At 33.7% G+C, this 24,947-nt stretch carries 24 protein-coding genes and 1 tRNA gene; 14 read left to right on the plus strand and 11 right to left on the minus strand.

The window, feature by feature from the left end; all coding sequences use genetic code 11:
* Nucleotides 1–84: 84 nt before the first annotated feature.
* The 3 genes from AC23MB_RS09885 to AC23MB_RS09895 all read left to right on the plus strand — a co-directional run bounded on the left by AC23MB_RS09885 (nucleotide 85) and on the right by AC23MB_RS09895 (nucleotide 2,599).
* Nucleotides 85–2,193: a type IA DNA topoisomerase gene (locus AC23MB_RS09885; protein WP_312323673.1), complete on the plus strand. Its 2,109-nt coding sequence runs from the start codon at nucleotides 85–87 to the stop codon at nucleotides 2,191–2,193.
* Between the two features lie 8 nt (nucleotides 2,194–2,201).
* Complete coding sequence (locus AC23MB_RS09890) at nucleotides 2,202–2,357, plus strand: hypothetical protein (RefSeq protein ID WP_313030431.1); 156 nt, start codon at nucleotides 2,202–2,204, stop codon at nucleotides 2,355–2,357.
* A gap of 89 nt (nucleotides 2,358–2,446) precedes the next feature.
* Nucleotides 2,447–2,599: a hypothetical protein gene (locus tag AC23MB_RS09895; RefSeq protein WP_312323674.1), complete on the plus strand. Its 153-nt coding sequence runs from the start codon at nucleotides 2,447–2,449 to the stop codon at nucleotides 2,597–2,599.
* Between the two features lie 7 nt (nucleotides 2,600–2,606).
* Here AC23MB_RS09895 and AC23MB_RS09900 read toward each other — a convergent pair whose 3' ends face one another.
* From AC23MB_RS09900 to AC23MB_RS09930, 7 genes are all read right to left on the minus strand, one after another.
* Nucleotides 2,607–4,073: a serine hydrolase domain-containing protein gene (locus tag AC23MB_RS09900; RefSeq protein WP_374329309.1), complete on the minus strand. Its 1,467-nt coding sequence runs from the start codon at nucleotides 4,071–4,073 to the stop codon at nucleotides 2,607–2,609.
* 86 nt (nucleotides 4,074–4,159) lie between these two features.
* Nucleotides 4,160–4,741: a helix-turn-helix domain-containing protein gene (locus AC23MB_RS09905; RefSeq protein WP_374329310.1), complete on the minus strand. Its 582-nt coding sequence runs from the start codon at nucleotides 4,739–4,741 to the stop codon at nucleotides 4,160–4,162.
* A 15-nt stretch (nucleotides 4,742–4,756) separates the two neighbouring features.
* Nucleotides 4,757–5,311, minus strand: a complete 555-nt coding sequence (gene cobC, locus AC23MB_RS09910; protein WP_312324084.1) for an alpha-ribazole phosphatase — start codon at nucleotides 5,309–5,311, stop codon at nucleotides 4,757–4,759.
* Nucleotides 5,296–6,081, minus strand: a complete 786-nt coding sequence (locus AC23MB_RS09915; RefSeq protein WP_312324085.1) for an adenosylcobinamide-GDP ribazoletransferase — start codon at nucleotides 6,079–6,081, stop codon at nucleotides 5,296–5,298. Before AC23MB_RS09915 ends, cobC begins: the two co-directional genes overlap by 16 nt.
* Nucleotides 6,082–6,165: 84 nt before the next feature.
* Complete coding sequence (gene cobT / locus AC23MB_RS09920; protein ID WP_487787158.1) at nucleotides 6,166–7,170, minus strand: nicotinate-nucleotide--dimethylbenzimidazole phosphoribosyltransferase; 1,005 nt, start codon at nucleotides 7,168–7,170, stop codon at nucleotides 6,166–6,168.
* A 43-nt stretch (nucleotides 7,171–7,213) separates the two neighbouring features.
* Entirely contained in the window at nucleotides 7,214–7,660 is a 447-nt protein-coding gene (locus AC23MB_RS09925) for a GyrI-like domain-containing protein (RefSeq protein WP_487787159.1), read from the minus strand.
* A gap of 621 nt (nucleotides 7,661–8,281) precedes the next feature.
* On the minus strand, nucleotides 8,282–8,656 hold the full coding sequence (locus AC23MB_RS09930) for a RidA family protein (protein WP_487787160.1): 375 nt from the start codon (nucleotides 8,654–8,656) through the stop codon (nucleotides 8,282–8,284).
* A gap of 143 nt (nucleotides 8,657–8,799) precedes the next feature.
* Here AC23MB_RS09930 and AC23MB_RS09935 point away from each other — a divergent pair, with 143 nt between their 5' ends.
* From AC23MB_RS09935 to AC23MB_RS09955, 5 genes are all read left to right on the plus strand, one after another.
* Nucleotides 8,800–9,351: an NAD(P)H-dependent oxidoreductase gene (locus AC23MB_RS09935; RefSeq protein WP_487787161.1), complete on the plus strand. Its 552-nt coding sequence runs from the start codon at nucleotides 8,800–8,802 to the stop codon at nucleotides 9,349–9,351.
* A 381-nt stretch (nucleotides 9,352–9,732) separates the two neighbouring features.
* Entirely contained in the window at nucleotides 9,733–10,722 is a 990-nt protein-coding gene (gene purM, locus AC23MB_RS09940) for a phosphoribosylformylglycinamidine cyclo-ligase (protein WP_487787162.1), read from the plus strand.
* Nucleotides 10,723–10,801: 79 nt separating this feature from the next.
* A complete protein-coding gene (gene purN, locus AC23MB_RS09945; RefSeq protein WP_487787163.1) occupies nucleotides 10,802–11,365 on the plus strand; it encodes a phosphoribosylglycinamide formyltransferase in 564 nt (187 codons plus the stop codon).
* Between the two features lie 188 nt (nucleotides 11,366–11,553).
* Complete coding sequence (gene purH / locus AC23MB_RS09950) at nucleotides 11,554–13,068, plus strand: bifunctional phosphoribosylaminoimidazolecarboxamide formyltransferase/IMP cyclohydrolase (RefSeq protein WP_487787164.1); 1,515 nt, start codon at nucleotides 11,554–11,556, stop codon at nucleotides 13,066–13,068.
* A gap of 291 nt (nucleotides 13,069–13,359) precedes the next feature.
* Nucleotides 13,360–14,190 carry a 5'-nucleotidase, lipoprotein e(P4) family gene (locus AC23MB_RS09955; RefSeq protein ID WP_312323237.1) on the plus strand — a complete coding sequence of 277 codons (831 nt, stop codon included), beginning with the start codon at nucleotides 13,360–13,362 and terminating at the stop codon, nucleotides 14,188–14,190.
* 74 nt (nucleotides 14,191–14,264) lie between these two features.
* Here AC23MB_RS09955 and AC23MB_RS09960 read toward each other — a convergent pair whose 3' ends face one another.
* On the minus strand, nucleotides 14,265–14,513 hold the full coding sequence (locus AC23MB_RS09960) for a hypothetical protein (protein WP_374330688.1): 249 nt from the start codon (nucleotides 14,511–14,513) through the stop codon (nucleotides 14,265–14,267).
* A 6-nt stretch (nucleotides 14,514–14,519) separates the two neighbouring features.
* Nucleotides 14,520–14,792 carry a DUF2752 domain-containing protein gene (locus AC23MB_RS09965; protein ID WP_374330690.1) on the minus strand — a complete coding sequence of 91 codons (273 nt, stop codon included), beginning with the start codon at nucleotides 14,790–14,792 and terminating at the stop codon, nucleotides 14,520–14,522.
* A gap of 383 nt (nucleotides 14,793–15,175) precedes the next feature.
* Here AC23MB_RS09965 and AC23MB_RS09970 point away from each other — a divergent pair, with 383 nt between their 5' ends.
* Nucleotides 15,176–15,709, plus strand: a complete 534-nt coding sequence (locus tag AC23MB_RS09970) for a glutathione peroxidase (RefSeq protein WP_487787165.1) — start codon at nucleotides 15,176–15,178, stop codon at nucleotides 15,707–15,709.
* Between the two features lie 29 nt (nucleotides 15,710–15,738).
* Here AC23MB_RS09970 and AC23MB_RS09975 read toward each other — a convergent pair whose 3' ends face one another.
* On the minus strand, nucleotides 15,739–16,086 hold the full coding sequence (locus AC23MB_RS09975; RefSeq protein WP_312323241.1) for a DUF4377 domain-containing protein: 348 nt from the start codon (nucleotides 16,084–16,086) through the stop codon (nucleotides 15,739–15,741).
* 116 nt (nucleotides 16,087–16,202) lie between these two features.
* Entirely contained in the window at nucleotides 16,203–17,870 is a 1,668-nt protein-coding gene (locus AC23MB_RS09980) for an APC family permease (RefSeq protein WP_313030479.1), read from the minus strand.
* A 399-nt stretch (nucleotides 17,871–18,269) separates the two neighbouring features.
* Between AC23MB_RS09980 and AC23MB_RS09985 the strand changes: the two genes are divergently transcribed.
* The 5 genes from AC23MB_RS09985 to AC23MB_RS10005 all read left to right on the plus strand — a co-directional run bounded on the left by AC23MB_RS09985 (nucleotide 18,270) and on the right by AC23MB_RS10005 (nucleotide 24,890).
* Nucleotides 18,270–21,245, plus strand: a complete 2,976-nt coding sequence (locus AC23MB_RS09985) for a tetratricopeptide repeat protein (RefSeq protein WP_487787166.1) — start codon at nucleotides 18,270–18,272, stop codon at nucleotides 21,243–21,245.
* Between the two features lie 69 nt (nucleotides 21,246–21,314).
* Nucleotides 21,315–22,199: a class A beta-lactamase, subclass A2 gene (gene bla / locus AC23MB_RS09990; RefSeq protein WP_487787167.1), complete on the plus strand. Its 885-nt coding sequence runs from the start codon at nucleotides 21,315–21,317 to the stop codon at nucleotides 22,197–22,199.
* Nucleotides 22,200–22,305: 106 nt separating this feature from the next.
* Nucleotides 22,306–24,078: a porin family protein gene (locus AC23MB_RS09995; RefSeq protein ID WP_374329087.1), complete on the plus strand. Its 1,773-nt coding sequence runs from the start codon at nucleotides 22,306–22,308 to the stop codon at nucleotides 24,076–24,078.
* A gap of 35 nt (nucleotides 24,079–24,113) precedes the next feature.
* A tRNA-Arg gene (locus tag AC23MB_RS10000) sits at nucleotides 24,114–24,187 on the plus strand.
* 433 nt (nucleotides 24,188–24,620) lie between these two features.
* Complete coding sequence (locus AC23MB_RS10005) at nucleotides 24,621–24,890, plus strand: transposase (protein WP_487787168.1); 270 nt, start codon at nucleotides 24,621–24,623, stop codon at nucleotides 24,888–24,890.
* Nucleotides 24,891–24,947: the final 57 nt, after the last annotated feature.

Raw genomic sequence — 24,947 nt, forward strand, 5'->3', positions numbered from 1 at the left:
CTGAAAAAAAATCAAAACAAGACCAATTGTCTTTTAATGAAAAATTGTCGACCTTTGTTTGTTCAAATTTAGAACTGAAAATCTATGAAGTTGTGTATTGCCGAAAAACCAAGTGTTGCCCGAGATATCGCCAAAGTTTTGGGTGCAGATATGCCTAAACAAGGCTATTACGAAGGTAACGGCTATTGCGTAACTTGGACTTTTGGACATCTTTGTACACTAAAAGAACCACATGATTACAGTCCACATTTCAAATCCTGGGATTTAGTTTTTTTACCGATTATTCCACAGAATTTTGGAATTAAATTAATCCCTAATAACGGCGTTGAAAAACAATTTAAAACCATAGAAAAATTAGTTGAAGATTGTGATGAAGTCATCAACTGTGGGGATGCTGGGCAAGAAGGAGAGTTGATACAACGTTGGGTTTTACAAAAAGCAAAATGTAAAAAACCGATGAAGCGTCTTTGGATTTCGTCTTTGACAGAAGATGCGATCAAAGAAGGTTTTGAAACTTTGAAACCTGCGGAAGATTATCAAAATCTTTATTTGGCGGGAAATGCGCGCGCGATTGGTGATTGGCTTTTAGGAATTAACGCGACAAGATTGTTCACAAAAAAATATGGTGGCAATAAAGCGGTTTTATCAATTGGACGCGTACAAACGCCGACTTTAGCGATGTTGGTGCAACGTCAAAAAGAGATTGACGCTTTCCAAACAGAAGAATATTGGGAGCTAAAAACTAAATACAGAGATGTTGTTTTTAATGCTGCAATCGACCGTCTAAAATCTTTGGACAAAGCTGAAAAAGGTTTAGAATATCTTAAACAACATTTATTTGAAATTTTATCTTTTGAAATAAAAGAAGGTCGCGAAAAAAATCCTAGATTGTTTGACTTGACGGCTTTGCAGGTCGAAGCCAACAAAAAATATGGTTTTTCTGCGGAGAACACTCTAAAATATATCCAAAGTCTTTACGAGAAAAAACATACAACTTACCCAAGAGTTGACACGACATATCTATCCGATAGTTTGTATCCCAAAATCGTTGGAATCCTTTCTTCTATGAAGTTTTATACAGAATGGACAAATGTTTTGCTGAGTCAGCCAATTCCCAAGTCTAAAGCGGTTTTTGATGATTCTAAAGTAACAGATCACCACGCAATTATTCCGACTGAAATTCCGCCAACTTCAAATCTTAGTAAAGAAGAAAAGCTGATTTATGATTTGGTAGCAAAACGTTTTATCGCTGTTTTTTATCCAGAATGTAAAATTTCGAACACTTTGGTTGAAGCGCAAGTTGGGACAATTCCTTTTAAAGCTTCAGGAAGACAAATCCTCGAAATGGGTTGGCGCGAAGTGTATGCGAAAGATAAAAAAGATGATTCTGAAAAGAAAGAAAAAGACGAAGAACAATCGATTCCAGAATTTGTTATTGGTGAAAAAGGGGAGCACGAACCTCTGATCCATCAAGGAAAAACGAGTCCGCCAAAACCTTATACCGAAGCGACTTTGTTGCGCGCTATGGAAACTGCGGGTAAACAAGTTGAAGATGAAGAACTTCGCGAAATGCTCAAAAACAACGGCATTGGACGACCATCAACAAGAGCGAATATTATTGAAACTTTATTTAAAAGAAAATATATTGATCGCAAAAAGAAGAATATTTTTGCAACAACAGTCGGCATTGAGTTAATTGACACGATCGAAGATGAACTTCTGAAAAGCCCCGAATTAACTGGAGAATGGGAGTCCAAACTTCGTAAAATTGAAAAAGGGGAGTACGAGGCCAATCATTTCAAAGATGAGTTGATACAAATGGTGACAGATTTGACAAGGAAAGTTATCCATGAGAAACCAAAAGTTATTGTACATCAAGAAGTTGAAGCTCCAAAAGAGAAGAAAGAACGCGCTCCTAGAAAACCAACAAGTATAATTTGGGAAGAAGAAGATTGTCCAAAATGCAAAAAAAGCAAGCTAATGAAAGGGAAGACCGCAATTGGTTGTTCGGATTTTAAAGTTTGTGGTTTCAAAGTTGGATTTGAGGTTTTTGGAAAAAAGCTGACCGAAAAACAGATTGTTGATTTAATAAAAAAAGGAAAAACCTCGAAGCTAAAAGGTTTTACAACTCATCCTGAAAATATTGAAGAAGGTGTTTTAAGTTTTGACGAAAATTTTAGTTTAATTTTATAAACATGAAAATGAATTTTCTCGCTTTTAGCATCATTAGTTACGCCATTAGTTTGGTGACGCCTGTGTTTCAGATATTCCGCCAGATTTTACGAGATCAGAAACTTTTGGTTATCAGTATGCAGGTTTGGGTTGGATGGCATTTTCGACAGTGCCAGATTTTGTAACCTGGTTGTGTAATTTTACTTTAATAATTTCTTGAATACTTTATACTGCGAATGTTGGAAAATATTAAGCTTATTTTACAATAATTACAATGTTGGTTTATGGTCTAGATTATATTTTAAAACTAGATTTTTATGCAATGACAGAATATCATAAAGTGCCAGTTGGTTATATATTTTGGTTGCTTTCAGGATTATTGAATGCTTATTATTTCTATAATAAAACTAAAATATCATCCATTTAGTCGAGAGTTATTTAGTCTCTATTTCAATTATTTGTTTTCCAATATTTCCAAGAAAATATTCTAGAATTGGGGCAAAAACCGCGTAACCATTATCTTTGTTTGTGAAAATTAGCAAGCCTGATTTTGTCTCAGAAAGTAGAAAAAAAATAGTCTGTACACCTTTGTCAGATCCGCCATGAGAAATTGCGATTTCGTTATTTTTAAGTTTATAAATTTCGAAACCTAAACCAAAAGCTTTGTTATCTTTTGTTTTCACTTGTTCGGTTATTATTTGGTTAAAGCTGTTTTTATTTAAAATTTGATTATTTAGAATTGCTACTAAAAAATTGGCGTAATCATCGATCGTTGTTAGCAAATCATCGGCAGAATTGATGTTGTTATTTTTTACAATACCATAATTTTCTCCAGAATCGCTAAAGCCACTTAATAATAAAGATTTGTCTTTTACTTTATTAAAAGTGAAATGTGTATCATTCATTTTTAAATTTCTGAATACATAAGATTCAGCCAAGTCTTCCAAAGACTTTTTAAATTTAAACTCAATAGCTTTTCTCAGATATTCGAAACCTTCTCCAGAATATTGGTACTTTGTATTTGGTTCAAATTTAAAATCCAATTTTTTATCATGGTTTTGCCATCTCCAGTTAGGAAATCCCGTCTGGTGGCTTAATACGCTTCGAGTTGTAACTTTGTTTAGATAAGGATGATTTTTGATATCGGGATCGATCCAATATTTAGAAAGAGGTTCATCTAGATTCCAAAGTCCGAGTTCTACAAGTTTTAAAACCGTAACCGCAGTAATAGGTTTTGTTAAAGAAGCCACATTAAAAACGCTATTTTGCGGTGTTTTGATACTATTATTTATTTCACCAAAAACTTTAGAACAACTAATTTTTCCATTTTGAAATAAAGTAAAACCTAAAGTGGGAATCTTATTTTTTATTCTTAAATCATCAATAAATGCAGAATCCAACTGTGCTTGACTTTTTTCTTGATGATTATAGCTTAAGACTTCACTTAACTTCCAGTCATTTTTATTTTTCAACCAAACGGAAGTGAATTGTGCCGTTCCCGTTATACTATCAGATTTATTATTCTGTCGGATAAAAAAATCATGTGTTCCTGTTTGTATTGCACCATAAAGTTTTCCATTATTATACAACGGAAAAACGTTTAAGCTTTCAACATTAGCTTTTCTAATAGGTTTCTTATTGAGATTAGAACAAATGTATTTTTTAGTTCGCGTTATAAACTCTTTTTTATTTTGAAAACCACCAGTATCATGAAAAAATTTTAAATTATCAGCTGTTGTATTTTCTAAATATTGGATGTCACATTGGTTGAATCCTCTCTCAAAAAGTAGACTGTCTTGCTTTTCTAAATCTAAAAAAAGTGCATCAGTTTTTGAAATCTGAGCATTGAAAAAATTGGTGAAAAGTAATAGAACTAGAGTTGATTTAAATAGAATTTGCATTTTGTTTTTTTTGCAAATATTCTTTTAAACGAGAATTTAATGCAAAAAAAGAAGCCGACAATAACCCGCCAAATTCCTGACAAGTTTTATAACATATTAAAATTCAGCTTAAAATATAGTTTTTGTTTTCTGTCGATTTCCATTGCATTTCTGAGAATTATGAAAATATTTGACAGAACTAAGACGATCATTGTGATAATTGTGGAAGATTTGCCGAGCTTCATAAAGATGATAATCATAAAAATAACAGGTGCCAAAATTGACCACAATATTTGTAAAGAAATTATCTGCTTTATGATGTTTGACTTTTGTTTATAAACCAACTTTAAGATTAACGGTGACAAAAAACATAAAATCGGAACGAACGAAACTGGAAGCGAAGAAAGGTTAATGATTTTAGTTAAACCAAAAATAGCATCGATTTTTTCTTCTGAAGTAGTGATCGGAATTTGAGAATCGTTAACAAAACTTTCTTGTATTATTGGAGTTATTTCTAAAAACTCTTGCGCAGCAACGTCCAAAGATTTCGCAAGCGCTTTTAAAGTAAAGCCTTTTGGAGGCGTTCCAGATTCTATGCGTTGGATGGTTCTCACCGAAATTCCTGACAATTCTGCCAATTCTTCCTGAGTTAGGTTTTTCTGCTCGCGTATTTTTTTGAGTTTCGACATTTTGTTTAATAAAGATTAAATAAACCATTGATCCATTAGCGAATCGTCTTTAAGGTCAAATTTGTAAACCTTTCCAAAGCCAACTTGGATTTTAAAAATGTTCTCTAACGGAATTTGTAACATGTAAGCTATCATGCAACGGATAACGCCAGCATGTGCAACAATCACAATATCTTGATCATCATACATTCTTAAAGTATCAAAAAATTGACTGGTACGTTCAAAAAGTTTTAGTAGATTTTCTCCTTTTGGCGGTTTTTCGGTAACAAAATTTTCGCCCCAAATTTTTAGTTCATGTTCTGGGATATCTTGCCAAAGCATGCCTTCCCAATCTCCAAAATTGAGTTCTAAAAGTGCTTTTTCTGTTTTAAAATTAGGACTTAAAAACTGTGCTAATTCTGTACAACGTTGACTCGGACTGCTGTATACAACATCATAAGACTTCGGTAAAAGTCGTTTTAATTTCGCAAACTCTTTCTCTGCATTTTTCTTCAAAGGCACATCTTTTTGCCCATAACAAGTCCCTTTCGGAACATCCACTTCTGTGTGACGAATTAAATATATCGACATACTGCAACAATCGTTAATAAAATAAATACTTCCGCAAACTGCTCAACAGTACCCAAACAATCGCCTGTAAAGCCATCTATCCATTTGTTAAAATAGTATTTGGCATACATAACCAACATCATTAAAATGGGAATAATTGCGAAAAAATATAAAGAGAAAGATACTAAAAATAACAACGTTAAACAACCAAAAAAATAAGCGCCAAAAACTTCCTTCCAAGTATAAGAAACTGCCAAAGGTTTACTTTTACTACTGGCATCTTCACGAGAATAAGGTATAAGAAAACTTAGTGTAATACCTGCAGTTCTTGCCAAGGCATGATAACAGATAAATCCAACAAAAATTAAAAACCAATCTGTATTTGCAAATTCAACAAACTTAAGAAGTGCATAAAATTTAAGAGCAAACATTAGTAAAAGCGCCACTGTTCCGTAAGTTCCGAGGCGACTGTCTTTCATAATGTCTAGGATTTTGGTCTTCGTCCAGCCACCGCCAAAACCATCAAAAACATCAGCGAATCCATCTTCGTGAAAAGCGCCTGTGGTCAAAATACCAGCAACGAAGGAGAAAATAATGGCTATTTCTACTGAGAAAAATAAACTCGAAATCCAAAATGCTAAAAACGAAATACTTCCCACCAAAATCCCTATCAATGAAAAATACCGCGTACATTGGTTAAGTAGTTTTTCATCGTAGTTTTTGAAACTCGGAATCGGAATCCTAGTGAAAAACATTAAAGCCGTTAAAAATATATGGAATTCTCTTTTCATTGATTAAAATAACGATTTACGAATTTTGAAATAAGATTTGTAAATTTATCATAAAAGATAATGACACAATCGTAAATCAAAAATCTATTTATTGCTTACACCAGCGCTTTCAAAACTCGCCATGTCATTTAAAAAAATAACAGCAGCCTCGATCAAAGGATAGGCGAGTGCACAGCCTGTCCCTTCACCCAAACGTAAATCCAAATCTAACAAAGCTTTTTCTTCAAAATAATCAAGCAGCAATCGATGTCCAACTTCCTGACTTTGATGAGAAAAAATAGCATTATTTTTTATTTCAGGATTGATTTTGTAAGCGACTAAAAAAGCGGCACTTGCAATAAAGCCATCTACCATTAACAGCATATTCTTTTCAAATGCAGCCAACATTGCGCCTGTAATTTGGGCAACTTCATAACCTCCAAAAGTCAACAAAACTTCTTTGGGATCAGAAATATTCCCGTGAAAATCTCTAGCTTTCGTAAGAATTTCTAGTTTTTTAGTAACGCCTTCATTGTCCAAACCGGTTCCTCGACCAACACAGCTCTCCAACGAAATATCTGTGAGTGCATTAACTATCATCGAAGCGGAAGAAGTGTTGCCAATACCCATTTCACCAAAACCGATAATATTGGTGCCTTGTTTTGCAATGTCGTTGACTAAGCTTCTCGAATATTCAAAACATTGTTCTAAATCTTCGTTTGACATTGCTTTATCAGACGAAAAACTCTTTGTTCCTTTTGCAATTTTATGATGAATTAGATTTTTATTTCCGTCAAAATCTCCATTAACGCCAGCATCAACAATCGATAAATTGATATTATTTTGTTTACAAAAAATATTAATTGCAGCACCATTATTTAAAAAGTTTAAAACCATTTGGTAAGTCACTTCTGGCGGATACGCGCTGACACCTTCTTTTGCAATACCGTGATCGCCAGCGAAGACAATTAAATGTGGATTTTTAAGTTCTGGTGTTAAAGTATTTTGTGCTAAACCAATTTTTAAAGCTAAATTTTCAAGTTGTCCCAAAGCTCCTAAAGGCTTGGTTTTAAAATCTATTTTATGTTGAAGATCTTCTTTTAAAGACATTTTTTACGAATTGAATTATGAATTAATTTACTAAAAACTATATCTATTTAATGCCAATAAAAATTTCGATTTCGGCATTGTTTGGATCTTGCGCTTTTTCGCCATAGACTTCATAATCGTGAAGATAAGTTCTGTTAAGTTCTTTTTCTTTTGCCCAAATTTCACCCCAAGTTTCGCCAACTGCTTTATGGATTTCACCTTTTGCAACAAACTTTTCAGATTTTTGTGCTGCAAATTCTCTTCCGATTAAGCCATCGGGGATGTTGTCTAAGTTATCAACTTCACATCCTATAATTGTGGTGTATTTTCCTTTGTAATCGCTTTCATAATCGGTATAGACTGCGTAGATAGTATCAGAAATTTTGTTCGGAATTTTAGAAGCAATATTTTCGCTGAAGAATTGTCCCCATAAGTTCCCAAGATCTTCAATGGCAACACCATTTTCGTTGGAAGTTCGAGTTTCAATACCGATAATTTTTAAAGCTTTCATAACAATGCAATTTCTACAAATTTAAGCTTTATCAATCGCGTTTACCAAGCTTTTCATCGTTGAATTTTTATATTTTAGCAAAAAATAAAAGATGACTAAAAAAAGACTTTTTCAGAATTTTCATTAAGATTTTTGCGCTTTTTGTGTTTATTCAAACTGTTTTTTCGCTAATAAAGACTATTGCGAATTCATTGACAAGCGAAATTCGGTTTTACTTAATAATAGTAAACTTAGTAGCAATTTTAGCTGTTTTACTACTTTTAAAGTTTATAATAACAAAACCTGACTTTATTATTAACTTTTTTAAGCTGGATAAAAATTTCGATGATGATAATATAATTTTAGGAAATCTTACTTCTCAAAAACTTTTGAATCTCGGACTTTTTACAGTTGGTGTTTATTTTGTGGTAACTAGTCTTAGTACGTTGATTTCCAATGTATTTTTGCTTTCTGGTGATTCTGGAATAATGCAGAATCCATATTTTAAACATATATGGTCAAAACAAGAATTTATAATTTAGCTTATAAATATACTAATTCGTTTAATATTAATAATTTACAAGAAAAATATTACAACATATTTTGAAAAATAAAAAGACCATTTAAAAATGGTCTTTTATCTTAAACTCGCTCAGCTGTACATTCAACTTCGATAAGGCAACCACCATTTAGTGGACCAATTGGGATGATGCAACGCACAGGCTTATGATCTCCGAAAAACTCGGCGTAGACTCTGTTAACATCTGCCCAATATGCGATGTCTGTAATATAAACCACCATTCTGATAACTGAGGTTTTATCTTGTCCAAAAGCTTTTAGGACATTTTCAACATTTTCTAAAGACAATTTGGTTTGTGCTTCAATCCCTTCAGGAACTTCTTTCGTTATTGGATGTTTTGGAAGTTGTCCAGATAGGTATAATATACCATTATGTTCGATAGCAGGCGAAAAATGCCCTGCTGGAGCTGGAAGCGAAGCGCTTTCTAAAATTTTCATTGAGATCTATTTTTTTTAAAGTTCGAAAATACTTTTTCTAAATGACATATTTATTATCAAAACTAAAAATCTTACGATACATCAATGTAATCGCTTCAAAAGTCTTCTATCTTTGCAGAGTAAAATTATTAAAACAATAAAAAATGAAAATATTAGCACTTTCTGGAAGTAACGCAGAAAATTCGATGAACAGCATTTTGGTTAAATATGCAGCAAAACAATTCGGAGAAAACAATGAAGTAGAATTCTTTGATATGAACGATTTCGAAATGCCAATCTACAAACACGAAATCGAAGTTAAATCTGGTGTTCCTACAGAAGCTCAAAAGTTAGCTGACAAAATCGATGCTTCAGATGTTATTTTGTTATCGTTGCCAGAACATAACGGGACTTATACAACCGCTTTCAAAAATGTATTTGACTGGGTTTCTAGAATTAAGGACAGAACCGTTTGGAGCGAAGTGCCAATGTTATTGATGTCAACTTCCCCAGGTGCAAGAGGTGGTGCAGGCGTGTTAGAAGCTGCTAGCAAAAGATTCCCTTTCCACGGTGGTAATGTTGTTGAGATATTTTCGGTACCTTTTTATCAAGATAATATTGACAAAACTGAAGGTCTAGTTAACGCTGATAAAATCAATGAGTTAAAAGAAAAAATTGTGAAAATTAAAGAACTTGAAACAATTTTAGAAAAGTAGAATTAAAATTTGTTTAGGATATTTATTCAAAAAGTTTTAATTTTGTCAAAAAGAACGAAAGTGAATATTCAGACCAATTTCTTGAAGCCGAGCTATTATTCCAATAAAGGGAAAGTTGTGGGCTCTGAAATCCTGAACTAAAATACTGGCCGATAATCTGAAAGATTGTCGGCTTTTTTATTGTCCTTTTTTGGATGATAATTGGCTAGCAAACAATATAGTTTGAAATAAATCTGAAAGTCCTAGCAAATTGTTGCAGGCAAAATGAAAAGTGAAAATGAAATACGGCATTGTCGGATTTCGACCTGGAGCTAAAGGCGTAAGACTTAATCTATTTTGCGTCTTTGGTTTTCCAAAACAATCTAAAAAGTAAAAAGAATCATGAGCAACACTTACAAGTCAGCTGGCGTTGACAAAGAAGAAGGTTACAAAACCGTAGACAAGATAAAATCTGCTGTGGCAGAAACGCATAACAAAAACGTACTTAATAATTTAGGAAGTTTTGGTGCTTTCTATGAAATTGGAAACTACAAAAATCCGGTTTTGGTATCGGGTACAGATGGCGTTGGAACTAAGTTAAAAGTGGCTTTGGATACCAAACAATACGATTCTATCGGTGTTGATTGTTTTGCAATGTGTGCTAACGACATCCTTTGTCATGGTGCAAAACCTTTGTTTTTCCTAGATTATTTGGCTTGTGGTAAGTTAGATTCTGACATTGCTGCCGAGATTGTTCTAGGAATGGTGAAAGCTTGTAAAGATAACGAATGTGCATTGATCGGTGGCGAAACTGCAGAAATGCCAGGAATGTATCAACCGGGAGATTATGATGTTGCAGGATTTTGCGTTGGTATCGTAGAGAAAGATCAAATTATCGATGGTTCAAAAATCAAAACTGGAGACAAAATTATCGCTTTACCAAGTTCTGGTTTCCATTCTAATGGTTTCTCTTTAGTTAGAAAAGTATTCCCAAATTTTGAAGAAGAATTTGAAGGAAAACCTTTGTACGAGACGCTTTTGGTACCAACAAGATTGTATTATCAAGATATTCATAAATTGTTAAATGAAGTGCCTTTGCACGGTATCGCACACATTACTGGTGGCGGATTGTACGAGAATATTCCTAGGATTATTGCTGATGGACTTTGTGCAACTATTGATGCTTCAAAAATCAAAATTCCAAGTATAATGTTGGAATTAGAAAAACGCGGAGGCATCGCAAGAGAAGAGATGTTCGGGACTTTCAATATGGGCGTTGGGATGATTGTTGTTGTTGATGCAGATCACGCACACAAAGTTCTGGAACTTCTTGATGACGCTTACGAAATTGGAGAAATCACTGAAGGAAACGAGAAAATTGAACTAGTTTAAAAAGACTCTAGATTTCAGATACTAGATCCAAGATTTTTTCTTCAATCTAATATCTAAAATCTGATATCTACAATCTAAAATGAAAAAGATTACAATTTTAGTTTCTGGTTCTGGCACCAATTTGCAAAGAATTATTGATTGTATTGAGGCAAACGAAATTCAAAATGCGAAAATCAACCTTGTTGTTGCAGATCGCGAATGTTTTGGATTAGAAAGAGCTGCTAAACATCAGATTGATAATGTTTTAATTCCGAGAGGAAAAGCTTTTTCTGATGAATTGGATAAGATAATTCCGAAAGATACAGATTTGATTGTTTTAGCAGGATTTCTGTCAATTCTTAAATCAGATTTCTGTCAGAAGTGGGATAAAAAGATGATTAATATTCATCCTTCGTTGTTGCCGAAATTTGGTGGAAAAGGAATGTGGGGACATTATGTTCACGAAGCGGTTATTGAAGCTAAAGAAAAGGAGAGTGGTGCAACAGTTCATTATGTGACTTCTGGTGTTGACGAAGGCGATATTATTTTGCAGGGAAAAGTTGCATTAGATGAAAATGAAACTGCCGAAAGTTTAGCTCAAAAGATTCACATTATAGAATATGAAATCTTTCCTAAAGCCATTAATAAAGTCTTAAATCCGTAAGCTATTTATTTGAAGTAAATTTTATTTAAAATATATAACAGATTGTTTATTAGTTGTTAAAGTGTATTTTAATTAAATTAAAGCTTTAAGTAAAATTAAAAATAGAAGAAAGTAATAAATTTATAAATCCGGAGGTGAAAGAACCGGTAAACTGCAGTTTTGAAATAGCTGTAAAAAGTAATATTGAAATGAAAAAAAGAGCATTAATTAGTGTTTCGGACAAAAGTGGATTGCAAGATTTTGCAAGGTTTCTAGAGCAAAATAACTGGGAATTAATTTCGACAGGAGGTACTTTTAAACATTTAAAAGACGCAGGTCTTAATCCAATTCAGATTGATGAAGTAACCGATTTTCCTGAGATGCTGGACGGTCGTGTAAAGACATTGCATCCAAAAGTGCATGGTGGACTTCTTGCAGTTCGTGACAATGAAGAGCACATGAACACCGTAAAAGAGCATGAAATCGGACTTATCGATATGGTTATCGTTAATCTTTATCCATTTTTCGAAAACGCTAACAAAGATATTTCATTAGACGAAAAAGTTGAGTTTATCGATATTGGTGGACCTTCTATGCTTCGTTCTGCCGCTAAGAATTTTAAATCTGTAGCAGTTATTACCAATGTTGAAGATTATAACTTGGTAAAACAAGAAATGGAAACTTCTGGCGATACAACTTTAGAAACGAGAAAAACGCTTGCTGGTAAAGTATTCAACTTGACATCTGCTTATGATGCGGCGATTGCAAAGATGTTGTTGGATGAAGAATATCCACAATATCTGAATGCTTCTTACAAAAAAGTTGCTGACCTTCGTTACGGAGAAAATCCACATCAATCGGCTGCTTATTATGTTTCAACAATCGAAAATGGTGCGATGAAGGATTTCGAACAACTTGGAGGTAAAGAATTATCTTTCAATAATTTAAGAGATATGGATCTTTGTTGGAACGTTGTGACTGAGTTCAAAGAAGAAATGGCTTGTTGTGCGGTTAAACATTCCACACCTTGTGGTGTTGCGATTGGTACTTCGGCTTTAGAAACTTATCAAAAGACTTTTGAGTGCGATCCAGTTTCAATTTTTGGAGGAATCGTAGCCATGAATTATACTGTTGATGCGCCAACTGCTGAAGAACTTAACAAAACTTTTTTAGAGATTGTTATGGCGCCAGATTTTACAGCAGAAGCTTTAGAAATTTTAAACAAAAAGAAAAATCTTCGCGTTATCAAAATCAAAAACGCAGTTTCTGACAAGCAAACTTGGGTTAAGGTTGATGGTGGAATACTGGTACAAGATAATGATAATCAGTTTTCTAACGATATTAAAGTTGTTACAGAAACGCAACCAACTGAAGCACAAAGAAAAGCTTTATTGTTCTCGCAACGTGTTGTTAAATACGTAAAATCAAACGCAATTGTTGTGTCAAATGGCATCCAAGCTTTCGGAATTGGCGGTGGTCAAGTTAACAGAATTTGGGCAACGCAACAAGCTATCGAAAGAGCAAAAGAGAAGTTCTCAGGAGATCTAGTTTTGGCTTCTGATGCATTTTTCCCTTTCAGAGATGTTGTTGATTTCTGCGCTCAGGAAGGTATTACAGCGATTATTCAGCCAGGTGGAAGTATGAAGGATCAAGAAAGCATTGATGCTGCTAACGAACACAAAATCCCAATGATGTTCACAGGAATGAGACATTTTTTCCATTAAAAAAATAATAGATTAAGTAATAGTTTGTTACATCGCCTGAGTTTTTGACTTGGGCGATGTTTTTTTATTTTTAACAAACAACCAAATTGCAATTTCTATAACTTCTAAAAATAATAGGACCAATATAATTAAGAGACGCCGATCGAATTTCTGAACTTTTGGTGCAAATGGACTATCCAAATACAGAATCTTTTATGTCTTCTAAAATTTCAAAATTAATCACTAGATTTTTTTGAGTTTTTGAAGAAGAACTAAATTCTTCTTTTTAATTTTGTGAAAAATAATTTTTAAATGAAATATTTTAATTGGATTGTTGGTGGTGCAATGTTGGTGGGAGTAAGTGCTTGTCAAACAACACAAAAGACTGTAGAATACGCACAGCATACAAAACCAGCTTATCAAAATCTTCAAGTTGATGGAAAGCTTTATGCTGCATTTTTTCAACAAAGAGCTGCCGAATATCAAGCTTTGTGTCAACAAGCTTATAATGTTGCACAATTCCGATTGGATGAAGCTTTAGCAAAAAAATCGGCTAAGCCTTTAGCAATTGTAACCGACATTGACGAAACCTTTATGGACAATTCTTATTACGCTGTGGAAATGGCTAAAGAGGGAAAAATCTATGATTTGCAAAGTTGGAAAAATTGGACTTCAAAAGGGATTGCAAAACCACTTTCTGGCTCTTTAGATTTCTTTAATTATGCGGCATCAAAAGGTGTTCAGATTTTCTATATCACCAACCGAAACGAAGATGAACGTGCTGGGACAGTTGCTAATTTAGAGCGTTATAAGTTTCCTATCCAAAGTCCTCAAAATGTGATTTTGCGTAGCAAAGAAAGTAGCAAAGAAAACCGTCGTCAAGATGTTGCAAAAAATTATGACATCGTGATGTTGTTAGGTGATAGTTTGACAGATTTTTCGTCTTTGTTTGATAATCACCCAAGTGAAGAAAAACGTGCTCAAGCTGTACAAACACTTAAAAATGAATTTGGAAAGAAATTTATTGTTCTTCCAAATGTTGGTTATGGCGACTGGGAAGCTGCGGTGTTTGACTATAAAAATGATCTGCCTCAAGCCAAAAGAGATTCGATTTTATATAATGTTGTGAAATCAAATCCTTAAAAAATTTATCATACATAAACAAGCAGTTTTTAATTATTTTGAAAACTGCTTGTTTATTGTTATTTGGTTGATTATTAGAATATTCCGCCACCAACGATAAGTCTTGCAAAACCTAAAACCATTGCGATAGAACACATGATAATGCCTGCCATTGCATTGGATTTTGATGTGCCGTCCTCTTTGCCATGTGCAACGATACTTACAATTAATCCGATTAACGCAAACGGAATATTGATCCAGTTAAAAGCGCCTAGACATGGGATAAAACCAAGCAACATACCGAAGATGGAAAGGATACCAAGAATTAATGCGATTGTTCTCATAAATATTTATTTTCTTAAATTTTTAGCGTGATAGGTTATAAAAATTCCAGCATTAATTAACAGTCCAAAGAATATAAAAATACTAGCTTTATTCAGTTGAAAAGCTGTTTGGAAGTTAAGATTTTTAATTTCGAAAAAGGCGCGTGAAGAGCCACAAAGTATACATGTTTTCCCTTCTAATTGCGATGGACAAGTTGGTATTTTGCTAAGGAGAAATTCCTGATTTGTGAAAAATACAAGTGATAAAATCAGAATTGAAATAAGCCCTGAAATTGCCAAACGATGAAGATGGCTTTTTGTAGTTCGGTGTTGGTTTTTAAGGCTTGGATCAATTTGTTGAGAAAAATATTTTGTGTTTTAAGTGGACTAAAATAGTTTATTTTTAAATATTTTCCAAGTTTTTGATGAATGTTGTAAATTAAATTAAGTTTCTTTTTCTTTTTTAATTTTGTTATGTCATGTAGTCTTATGTTTTATTAATTTTTCTATCTTTATCTTTGGATTTGCGTGAGGGCGAAGCGCATTGTTGGAGCTCGTTTTTTTTGAATGGAATTCGAAATGGCAAAAAAACAGCGACTGTGCGGAGACCGACCGCTTGTAGCGGGGGGCGAGCGAAGCGAGCCTAATGGCGGCAAGTGGGCACGCCCAAAATTTTATAAATTATGAAATATCTACTGATTATGTTATTTGGATTGTTTAGTTGTACTAAGGGAAATTCGCAAGCGAAGTCGATACATAGCTTTAAAGTTGAGGCATTGGATGGTAGCACGATTGATTTTTCGAACTTCAAAGGGAAGAAAATTTTGATCGTGAATACGGCATCGGAGTGTGGTTTTACGCCACAATATAAAGAGCTTGAGGCCTTGTATAAAACCTATAAAGACAAATTGGTGATAGTTGGTTTTCCTGCTAATAATTTTGGAGGTCAAGAACCAGGCACTAATCAAGAAATCGCAAGTTTTTGTGAGAAGAATTATGGCGTGACTTTTCCTATGGCTGCGAAAGTTTCGGTGAAAGGAGATGACATGGCGCCCATTTATAAATTTTTGACAAAAAAGGAAGAAAATGGTGTTAGAAATACTTCGATCTTATGGAATTTTACAAAAATTATGCTAGATGAAGATGGCAATATCATCGATAGTTTTGTAAGTACAACAAAACCTAATAGTGATAAAATTACAAAATATCTGAAATAAAAAATAACCTCCATTGAGGTTATTTTTGTTTAATACTGCTCTCTTTTCGTTTTAGAGATTTGCTTGATTAACGTATATTTTATCGAGCTAGAATCTGCTGGTGGATTTTCTATTTTTGCCGTGCTGACAGTCAATACATAATCATAACCTGGTTGGTAAGTAAATCCATCAATATTGCTATAAAAATAAGACCATTGATCTGTTGGTTTCTCTCGAACCAACATACATTTTTGGGTTCCGGCACCATTAGAACAGTCTTTTTGTTCTGCGCTGACAAATAAAGTTTTGATACTTGTATTTTCGGAAGTTTGGACGCTACATTGTGCTAAGGAGAATAGTAAAACTCCTGCAAATAGGCATTTAATAATTGATTTCATAAGCGTTTATTTATTTTTAACTGAAGTTTCAAGTATTATGCCATCAAAGTTTTTAAAATAAAAAATCGGAAGCTTATCAAAGTTTCCGATTTGTATTTTTTTTGTTTTAAAAGAGATTAAGCTTTATTCAGCTTGCTATGTTTTCTACCATAAGTAAAATAAATTACTAAACCGATTGCGAACCAAAGTCCGAACCAAAACCAGTTGTTATGTGTCATTCCTGTTAATAAATATAGACAAGAACTTAAGCCTACAAGTGGAATTAAAGATAGATTTTTGCTAAAAGCTAAGTAGCAAAGCACAAAATTTAATATAATATAAATACTCATTGACAGTCGGAATTCGCCTTCAACTTGATCGCCCCAATTGAGCAAAGTATGGAAAAAATCGGGCTGCCAAAAGTAGAATAATATCAATCCGCCAAGGAAAACAATCGGGAAAATATACTTCGAATTAATGTACGGCATGTGGAATCTTCCTTTGATTTTTTCTTTTGGAGGAAGCGTTAAAACACCAGCACAAACCAGCACAAATGCGAAAATTGTCCCAATACTTGTGAAGTCAAGAATGAAGGTTTTATCAGTGAAAAAAATCGGAATTCCAACGACAATACCCGTTACAATTGTTGCAAACGATGGTACTTTATTTTTGTTGTGTACTTCTTGGAATTTTTTTGGAATCAAACCATCTCGACTCATCGCCATCCAGATTCTTGGTTGTCCCATTTGAAAGACCAAAAGCACCGTTGTAATTGCCACAATCGCAATTAAAGCCACGACAAATTCCATCCAAGGAAGGTTAAGATTTTCTTTTTGAAACACAAATGCCAGCGGATCGCCAACACCATCAAATTTTCTATAATCGACTAATCCTGTTAATGTTAAGGTTAAAACAATATAAATTGCTGTACAAAGTCCTAACGAAATCATCATACCTCGCGGCAAGTCACGTTGCGGATTTTTAGTTTCTTCTGATAAAACACTTAACGCATCAAATCCGATATATGCGAAAAATACGCCACTAACAGCACTCATAACACCAGAAAAACCATTAGGCATCATGCTTTTAACACCTTCGTTATTGGTCGGGAACCAGTTGCCTGTGTTAACATATGCGACACCAACCGCGATTACTAATAGGATCACGAATAGTTTTAATAATACAAAAAAATTGTTAAAATTTTTACTTTCTTTTATCCCTTGATAACACAGCCAAGTGATAATTCCGTTGATCATTAAAGCTGGTAAATCGAAAATAACTTTAAGATTTCCTACAACTGGCGCGGTGTTCCATGCATTGATAAGTTCTTTATTGAGAGAGTCGCCAGCAACAGCTTTTTTGGCTTCGGTATAGCTACATGTCAGATAATCAGGAATATGGATACCAATTCGACTCATGAAACTTGTGAAATAATCGGACCATGAAAATGCAACGTAAATGTTTCCAAAACTGTATTCCATAATTAAAGCCCAGCCAATAACCCAAGCGATTAATTCTCCAAAACTGGCATAGGCATAAGTGTAAGCACTACCAGCTGTTGGTATTCTACTCGCAAATTCTGCGTAACAAATGGCTGTAAAAGCACAAGCAAATCCACAGATTAGGTACAAAATAATAACACCAGGACCTCCACGGAAAATCGCTTCGCCCAAACTGCTAAAACTCCCAGCACCGATGATGGCTGCAATCCCGAAAAATACGATGTCCCAAGTGCCTAAAACACGATTCAGTTGACCTTGGTTAGGATCCGATGAATATTGTTTTCTTCTAAAAAGTGAATTCATTAATAGTCGTTTATTTTTGAAAATAAAAACAAATGTAACAAAATTTTGATAGGCTGTTAGCTTTATGTTAATAAACTTAAACTTTGTTAAAGTTAGATTTGTTCAGATATTTCAAGAATTAACTATTAAGTTTTTCTTTTTTAATTATAAAATCTTTTAATCATTGTTAAACAGAGAATTTGTCTTGTTTTTAAAAATAATTTGGATGAAGATTTTTTAGTCGGTTTTTGAGGATTTTCTATTTTTAGATTTTTGGAAATGTTTAACACAGAAAAAAGTGATTTTTTATTAAATTTTAATCATATAAAAAGCTTTTGTAAGTTGCTTAGATAATAAGTTTTCCTTATTTTCGTTACCTAACTAATAACATCAGTTTCAGCAAAAAAGTTTAAGACTTAGATGAATTCAAAAAAAATAATTCTTGCGTCGTTGATTTCTTTCTACGGAATCTCCCAAGCGCAACAATCAAAATACTTTAACGACAAAGAGGCTTATCGCTACAATCTAGCCGAAAACCTTTATCAATCAAAAATCTACAGTGCATCTCAATACGAGTATGCGCGACAGTATTTTTATAACCAAACTTTGTCGGAGTCAAAAAAGGAAGCAGCTTTGTTTTTTAACCAAGTTATTTCGATGATTCTTCAACAAAATCATTCGGAAGAAGGTTTTGAAGCGTTTATGAAAGAATATCCCAATTCTTCATTTTTTGCACAAGCTAATGGACCTTTGGCGGATTATTATCTAGCGAAGAAAGATTTCCCGAAAGCTTTGGAAACTTTGCAAAAGATTAATCAATATCAATTAAGTCAGGAAGAAAACACGCAGTATATCATGAAATTGGGTTATGCCAAATTTATGACTGGTGATTCTGCTGGCGCCATCGAGCCTTTGGAAGAGGCGCACAAAAATGCTTCTAACGAGAATGATAAGGCGGGAATGGCCTATATGTTGGGGCATTTGTATTATGCGAATCATGAAAGTGATAAGGCGTTCACGTATTTTGATCAAGTGAAATTCAATGAGCAATATGCGGCAATGGTGCGACCATATTACGTTCAGATGTATTTTAATAACAAAGATTATGATAAAGCAATTTCTGAAGCAAAAGATCTTTTAGCATCAGGAGCTTCGTCGGCTTACGAAAACGAAATCCAAAAGATAATAGGAGAGAGTTACTTTATGAAAGGTGACTATCAATCGGCTTATCCTTATCTTAAAAAATATATTGACCAATCAAGTAACGCGACGGAAAGTGATCTTTACGAAATGGGATTTGTGGCTGCAAAAGCTGGAAAGTCCGAAGAAGCAGTTAGTTACTACAATCAATTGATTAATAGTCAGTCGCCTTTGGCGCAGAATGCTTACTATCAATTAGGGAACGCTTATTTGCAAACCAACAAAAAGCAAGAAGCGCTTTCTGCTTACAAGAATGCAGCTGAAATGAAGTACGATGCTAAGCTTCAACAACTGGCTTTGGAGCAATATGCAAAATTGAGTTACGACATCGGAAATCCTTTTGAGACGGCGCCTAAAGTTATTCAACGTTATATTGATAAATATCCAAATTCTCCAAAATCTTCTGAAATGAAGAAGCTTTTGGTGAAATCTTATCTGTATTCTGGCAACTATCAAGAGACTTTAAATGTCTTAAAAAAGATGGATTCCAAAACGCCAGAAACTAATAAAATAGAACAAGATGTTGCTTATCTTTTAGGTACGGAAGAGTTTAACAAAGGAAATTATGACGCAGCAGAGCAATATTTTAAACAAAGTCTTCAATATAATTTAAATAAAGATTTTGCTAAAAAAGCAAGATATTGGTTAGGTCAAACTTATTATCAAAAATCAGATTATCGTTCCGCAATTATTGAATATTTAAAACTTGAAAACGAAACTGCCGAAAATTTCCCAGAGCGCGAACAATTGGATTACGATTTGGGTTATGCCTATTTTAAAAATAAAAATTTCGAATCAGCGCAGGAGCATTTTAAAGAATATTTGAGATTCCCGAGACCAGAATTTAAGGCGGATGCAGAATTACGTTTGGCGGACACTTATTATGCGGACAACAAACTGAATGAGGCGATTGACATCTATAACAAAGCTGAAGGTGCAGCAGATTATGTGTTGTTCCAAAAGTCGATGGCTTTAGGTTTCAAAGGTGATACAGTTGCTAAAATTGCGGAGCTTAAAAAGTTGATTTCGTCTTATCCAAATAGCGATTACAAAGACGATGCGCAATACGAAATAGGAACTGCTTATTCTGCAAATGACGATTTTGCAAATTCGAATTCTTATTTTGATCAAGTTATTAGATCGAGTTCGGACAAAGACTTAGTAGCAAATGCGCAGATCTATCGTGCCCAAAATTACATTGAACAAAATCAAATTGACAAAGCTTTAACAGAATTAAAACAGCTTGGTACGCAATATAAAAATTCGGCTTATGCTGATAAAATTGTAGCAGCTTCGCGTCCAGCTTTTGTTAAAAATGGCGACGTTGCAGGTTACGAAAATTTTGCAAAAAGTCTTGGCGTTAATATTTCGAGCACCGAAAAAGATCAACTTAATTTGACATTAGCACAAGATAGTTATGCTAAAAAAGACTTTACAAAAGCTATTACTTACTACGAAAAATACTTAGCTAACGATCCGACAGGTTCTATTTTTTATCAAGCGCAATACGAGTTGGGCGAAAGTTATTATCAAACTAAAAACTTGAACAAAGCTTTGTTAATTCTGCAAAATGTTGCTGATTTCCAGAACGATTATCAGCAAGATGCGCAAGTTAGATTGGCGCAAATCTACATCAATCAAGGTAAATCTGCGGATGCACAAAAATATCTAGAAGCGGTTGCAAATTCTAACGATGCGAATATCAAAAACTTTGCGTCTTTAGAATTGATGAAAATTTATGCTGAGAAAAAAGAGCTTTCGAAAGCTGAACAATATGCAGATATCGTTCTTAAAAATACTAAAAACTCAGCAGCAGTTTTGGAACAGGCTAAAATTGTAAAGGCGAGAGGCGCAATGCAAAACGGAAAAGATAAAGAGGCGCAAACGGCATTTGCTGCATTAGAAAAATCTTCGAATCCGGCTGTTGCTGCCGAAGCACTTTATGCTAAAGCATTTTATCAAAATAAAGTAAAAGCTTTCAAAAGTAGTAACGAAACGATTTTCAAACTCGCAAACAATTACGCTTCCGAAGAATATTGGGGTGCAAAAGCTTTGGTGATCATGGCGAAAAATTATTTAGCCTTGAAAGACAATTATCAAGCGTCTTATACTTGTGACCAAATTATAAATAACTATGGCGATTTCCCAGATGTTGTGGCAGAAGCAAAAGAGGTTAAAGCTCAAATCAAAAAGTAATACGAGAAGTCCCGAAGGGACGACTTAATAAAGAATAGGACGAAGTCCTATTATATTCAAAGAAAAAAAATGAATCACATCACAAAAATATTATCAGCAGCAGTTGTTGTAGCATCACCGTTTTTATTTGCACAAAAAGATTTGAGAACCTCGATTCAAGAGATTATTAAAAACAAGAAAGCGAATATTGGTGTTGCAGTTTGGCATCTCGAAAAACAAGACACCTTGAGTGTTAATGGACATCGACATGTACCAATGCAAAGTGTTTTTAAGCTTCCGATTGGTTTAGCGATTTTAGATTTGGTGGATAAAGGAAAATTTAAGATTGATCAAAAAATTAAATTCTCTAAAGAAGAATTACTACCAAATACACATAGTCCGATGCGCCATGCCCATCCTAATGGCGGCGAATTAACACTGCGCGAAATGATAAAATATACTGTGGCAAATAGTGATAATAATGGTTGCGATATTTTATTAGACAGAATTGGAGGTGTGGATGTTGTTCAAAAATATATGAACAGAATCGGAATTAAAGACTTCCAGATTGCTACCAACGAGCAAGAAATGCATGTCGTGACTGAACTTCAATATCAAAACTATTGGAACGCCAACTCTGCGAATGATCTTTTAGAAAAGCTTTACACAAAACCGATTTTAAAAGAAGCTTCAAAAAAAGAAATGATTAAGATTCTTGAAGAAACCAATACTGGTGTTAATCGTCTAAAAGGTGAATTGCCGCAAGGGACTTTGGTGGCGCACAAAACAGGAACTTCTTATACGGATGCAACTGGAAAAACTGCGGCTACTAACGACGTTGGCGTTATTACTTTGCCTAATAAAGAACATGTTATTGTCAGTGTTTTTGTGAGCGATTCTTACGAGAAGGAAGCTACTAATGAGAAAATTATCGCTGATATTGCAAAGGCGAGTTTCGATTATTACTCGAAATAAAATTTAGAAATAGAACTCAAAATTACTTAAAAAACTGAAAAATAATTATTAGAAAATACTTCTACTAAAGACGATTATTCGATTTTTTAATCATTTAAAATAAAAAATGAACAAACTAAAATACATAGCAGTTATTGCATTTTTGAGCGGATTCGGAAACCAAAATTCTTTTGCACAGCTTAAGGAAGAAAAATTGGTTTTGGATAGAAAGCGTGAGCCTGAAGTTAAACGTATCGAAAAAAAGAAAACTTCGGTGCAACAAGAGAAAAATTATCCGCCAGAAGCCAAAGCTAATGAAGTTGTAAAGTACGATGTAACGGACGTTCCACCAGTTTCGGATTTTAAAACTTCGGAAATCCAAGCGGAAGATATTTCTCCAAAATTCAATTTCGAAAAACAGAATAACTATTTCCAAATTGGTTATGGTAATTATGGGAAATTCCTCGCTGATGCTAATATTTCGGGAAAAGTTAATGATAATGTGGAAGTTGGTGCCGATGTTCATTATTTGTCGACAACCGGCTTGAAGAAAGAATATGATTGGTCTTCGAAGCAAAGTCAATTGGGCGCTGGTTTGTTCCTTAATGCTTACACCGAAACTGGAAAATTCAATATTGATGCTAATTTTGGCATGGATAAGTACAATTATTATGGTATTTATGCTTTAACGCCGAACGCTGATGTTGATTTGGAACAGAAAGTTAATCATTTCAAAATTAATGCGTTTTATGATCATTATTCTAATGAATATCTTAATAATGTTCGTGTAAAATCTTCAATTCTTAGCGATCATTTCGATTCTAAAGAAACACAAGCCGAAGTCTTAGCAAATCTTTCTATGCACGATGTTGACGTGTATACAGATACAAAAATGAATGCTGATTTGGGCGTTGGTTTGGATTTGGTTAATTCTAAATTCGGGATTTTGGATAAGAATGAAAGCAATTTGTTCAATTTTAATTTAGCTCCAAAGTTGAAATTTTATAAAGGAAATTCTTACTTAACTATTGGTTCAGATTTCTCATTTTTTAATCAAAAACATCAAAGTTTAGTTTTAGAACAAGAAAAAAATAGCAAGTTTTATTGGTTTCCAAATGCTGAATTACAAATCTCAGCAACCGATCAATTCAAGTTTTTTGGCGGTGTTGAAGGTGGTTTAAAACTAAATTCTTATAATCAATTATTAGAGGAAAATCCTTACATGATTTCGGATTTATACTTAAAACCAACCGAAACAAAATACCGAATTTATGTAGGGATAAAGGGCGATGTTGACCAAACTTTGAAGTATAACATCAGCGCTGGATTTAGTAAACAAAATGACATTTTATTCTTCCATAACAGTAGTTTGATAGATCCAACGATGACGGACACGCGCAAAGCTTATGATTTTGCAAATACTTTTGGAGCCATCTATGACAACGGAACAACCAGCGAAGTTAAAGCAAGCGTACAGTTTTTTCCTTTAGAGAATTTAGTTTTAGATGGCGAATTTAAGTTCGTTAAATATAAACTGGATAATCTTAAAGAAACCTATTACAAACCTTTGGTACAAACAACTTTTGGTGCAAAATATTCTATGCTCGGGAAGAAGTTAAATCTTGGTTTTAAAGGGATTTTTGTAACGGATAGAACAGCTAATAGCTACGAATTAACAGAAAATATGGCGACGTATCCAACGACTTATGATATTAAAGAAAATGAAAATCAGAAAGTTGGCGGTTATGTTGATCTAAACTTGTCTGCGGAATATAAAGTCCACAAAAATTTCAGTATTTTCGTGCTCGGAAATAACCTTCTAAATACCAAGTATCAAACATTTTATGGATACAAAGTTTTAGGTGCTCAAGTTATGGGAGGAGTTAAAATTTCCTTTTAAATAAAAAGCTTTTAAATCGCTTTAGAAATATTGTTGGCTGCGTAGTTCAACTGGATAGAATATCAGATTTCGGCTCTGAGGGTTGGGGGTTCGAATCCCTCCGCGGTCACAAAGTGAACAATGACTTACTTTTAAATTATTGAAAATCAATAGTTTAATTGTAAGTTGTTTTTTTTATAGTATCACAAATAGTATCCCAATTTAGAAACAGTAAGTATTTTTGTGGAAAAGTACCTTGAAAATTTTTATATTAAATGGTTTAATTAGTGCTTATTTGCACAATAAAGATAAACTTTTTAAAAACTAATATAAAAAATGGCAACTAGAATTGATACAAATAGCATCTTTGCTGATTTTAATGAACATTTTTTGTAGACTGATGATCAAAGAATTATTTTCTCATCTGCTTTTGGAACAGGTAAATCTACTTTCCTCACTGAATATTTTAAAGACAATAATGTATTATATAATTGTAAGTCTCCCCAAAAACCGGACATTTTATAACCCTAAAGTTATTAGCAAAAAACAATTAATTTTAGGTTATGAGAACGAGCAAATTTACAGACAGCCAAATTTTGGCAATTTTAAAAGAATATGAGTCGGGACAAACAGCAAAAGAACTGTCTCGGAAATATGGATTTCATTATCAGACTTTGCACGATTGGAAAAAGAAATTTGGAGGAATATCTTCAACAAAAGAACTACAGAAAATTAAAGAACTGGAATCTGAGAATAATCGCTTGAAAAAGATGTTTGCCAACCTTAGTTTGGAACATGAAGCACTCAAAGACTTACTCTCAAAAAAGTGGTAAAGCCTGCCACAAAACGGGAAGTGGTTGATTATCTTGTTTCAGAATACCCGATGAACA

Source organism: Soonwooa sp. T0.1_25 (assembly GCF_057652215.1).